At 68.8% G+C, this 2499-nt stretch carries 1 protein-coding gene; it reads left to right on the top strand.

Features of this window, described 5'->3' with window-relative positions; translation table 11 throughout:
* Positions 1 to 63 precede the first annotated feature (63 nt).
* Complete coding sequence (locus tag ACM9NP_RS13190) at positions 64 to 2286, top strand: heavy metal translocating P-type ATPase (RefSeq protein WP_415646960.1); 2223 nt, start codon at positions 64 to 66, stop codon at positions 2284 to 2286.
* The last annotated feature ends 213 nt before the right edge of the window (positions 2287 to 2499 follow it).

Genomic DNA, 2499 nt, shown 5'->3' with positions numbered 1-2499 from the left:
GCCCACACCCCGCCCCACCGCACCCGGCGAGCAGCCGAGGCACACTGACAACGAGGCAATGAGATGAAGACCGAAACGAACATCATCCAATTGGACATCGGCGGCATGACCTGCTCGTCGTGCGCGGCCCGCGTGGAGAAGAAGCTCAACAAGCTCGACGGCGTGACCGCCAGCGTCAACTACGCCACCGAGCGGGCCGTCGTCACGCTCGACACGGACGTGCCGACCGAGACCCTGATCGGCGTCGTCGAGAAGACCGGTTACACCGCGAGCCTGCCCGCGCCGCCCGCTCAGAGCAAGGACGAGGACGCCCCCGACCCGGCGCTCTCGGTGCTCGCCGGGCGCGTCTTCATGTCCCTGGCGCTGGCGATTCCCGTCGTCGCGATCGCGATGGTGCCCGCGTTCCAGTTCCCCGGCTGGCAGTGGACGTCACTGGTGCTGACCCTGCCCGTGGTCATCTACGGCGGTTGGCCGTTCCACGCCGCGGCCTGGACGAACCTGCGCCACGGCGCCGCGACGATGGACACCCTCGTGTCGATCGGCACCCTCGCCGCCACCGCCTGGTCGTTGTGGGCGATGTTCTTCGGCAAGGCGGGCATGATCGGCATGACCCACGCCTTCAGTTTCGCCATCGAACGCGGCGACGGATCGATGAACGTCTACTTCGAGGCCGCCGCCGGAGTCACCGCGTTCGTCCTACTCGGACGGTACTTGGAACACCGGGCGAAGCACCGCGCCACCAGCGCGCTGCGGGCGCTCGCCGACATGGGCGCCAAGGACGTGGCCGTCCTCCGCGACGGCGTCGAGGTACGCGTTCCCGTGGCCGACCTGGCCGTCGGCGACCTGTTCGTCGTCCGTCCGGGAGAGAAGATCGCCACCGACGGCGTCGTCACGGCCGGGCATTCGGCGGTCGACGAGAGCATGCTGACCGGCGAGTCCGTTCCGGTCGAGGTCACTGTTGGCGACACGGTCGCGGGCGCCACCATCAACAGCGGCGGAAGACTCACCATCCGCGCCACCGCCGTAGGACGCGACACGCAGCTCGCGCAGATGGCGAAGCTCGTCGAGGACGCCCAGACCGGCAAGGCCGCGGTCCAGCGCCTCGCCGACAAGATCTCCGGCATCTTCGTTCCGATCGTCATCCTCATCGCGCTCGGCACGCTCGGCGTGTGGCTCGCGACTGGTTCGGGCCTGACCGCCGCGTTCACCGCCGCCGTCGCCGTTCTCATCATCGCCTGCCCGTGCGCCCTCGGGCTCGCCACGCCGACCGCGCTGATGGTCGGCACCGGACGGGGAGCGCAGCTCGGCATCCTCGTCGGCGGTCCCGAAGTGCTCGAACAGACCCGCGCCATCGACACGATCGTCCTCGACAAGACCGGCACCGTCACCACCGGAAAGATGGCGCTGACCGAGGTCATCACCGCCGACGACGCGGACGAGGCCGAGGTGCTCGCCAAGGCCGGCGCGGTCGAGGCGGCCTCGGAACACCCGATCGCCGCCGCGATCGCCGCCTCCGCGACCGAACGCTTCGGTTCGCTCGCCGACGTCGACGCCTTCGACAACATTCCCGGACGGGGTGCCACCGGCACCGTGGACGGACTCGACGTCCTCATCGGACGCGCCAGCCTGCTCGCCGAGCGCGGGATGCCGCTGCCCGACCGTCTCACGGAACGTCAGGCCGAGGCCGAGGCGCGGGGCAACACGGTCGTGGCGATCGGATGGAACGGTCGAGCGCAGGGCCTGCTGGTCGTTTCCGACCAGATCAAACCGACGTCGCGGCAGGCCGTCGCCCGGCTGCGTGAGCTCGGCTTGACGCCGATCCTGCTGACCGGCGACAACACCGCCGCCGCTCGGACCGTCGCCCGTGAGGTCGGCATCGACACCGTGCACGCCGAGGTCCTGCCGAAGGACAAGGTGGACGTCGTGTCGGCGTTGCAGGCGGAGGGCAAGGTCGTGGCGATGGTCGGCGACGGTGTCAACGACGCCGCCGCGTTGGCCAAGTCGGACCTGGGCATCGCGATGGGAACCGGCACGGACGTCGCGATGGCGGCGAGCGACCTGACGCTGGTGCGCGGCGACCTGCTGGTCGCGGCCGACGCGATCCGGTTGTCCCGCTCGACGTTGCGCGTCATCAAGGGCAACCTGTTCTGGGCCTTCGCGTACAACGTCGCCGCGATTCCGTTGGCGGCACTCGGTTTGCTGAACCCGATGATCGCCGGTGCGGCGATGGCGTTCTCGTCGGTGTTCGTCGTCGGCAACAGCCTTCGGTTGCGCCGCTTCCGCTGACCCGCCACTCACCACCCACGCTCACCACCCACGCTCACGACTCACGCTCACGACTCACGCTCACCACGTACGGACGGCGCCCGCCGAGCTCGACGGGCGCCGTTTCCATGCTTTCGCTTGGTTGGGCAAAAGTTCCGCTTGGTTGGGCAAATTGCGAAAACACGCCTAATTCGAACATTTGCCCAACCAAGCGAGACGTTTAACCAACCAAGC

Source organism: Stackebrandtia soli (genome assembly GCF_965137155.1).
Lineage (GTDB): Bacteria > Actinomycetota > Actinomycetes > Mycobacteriales > Micromonosporaceae > Stackebrandtia > Stackebrandtia soli.
The sequence above is the reverse complement of the archived record's forward strand: the minus strand, read 5'-3'. Positions and strand labels throughout refer to the sequence as shown.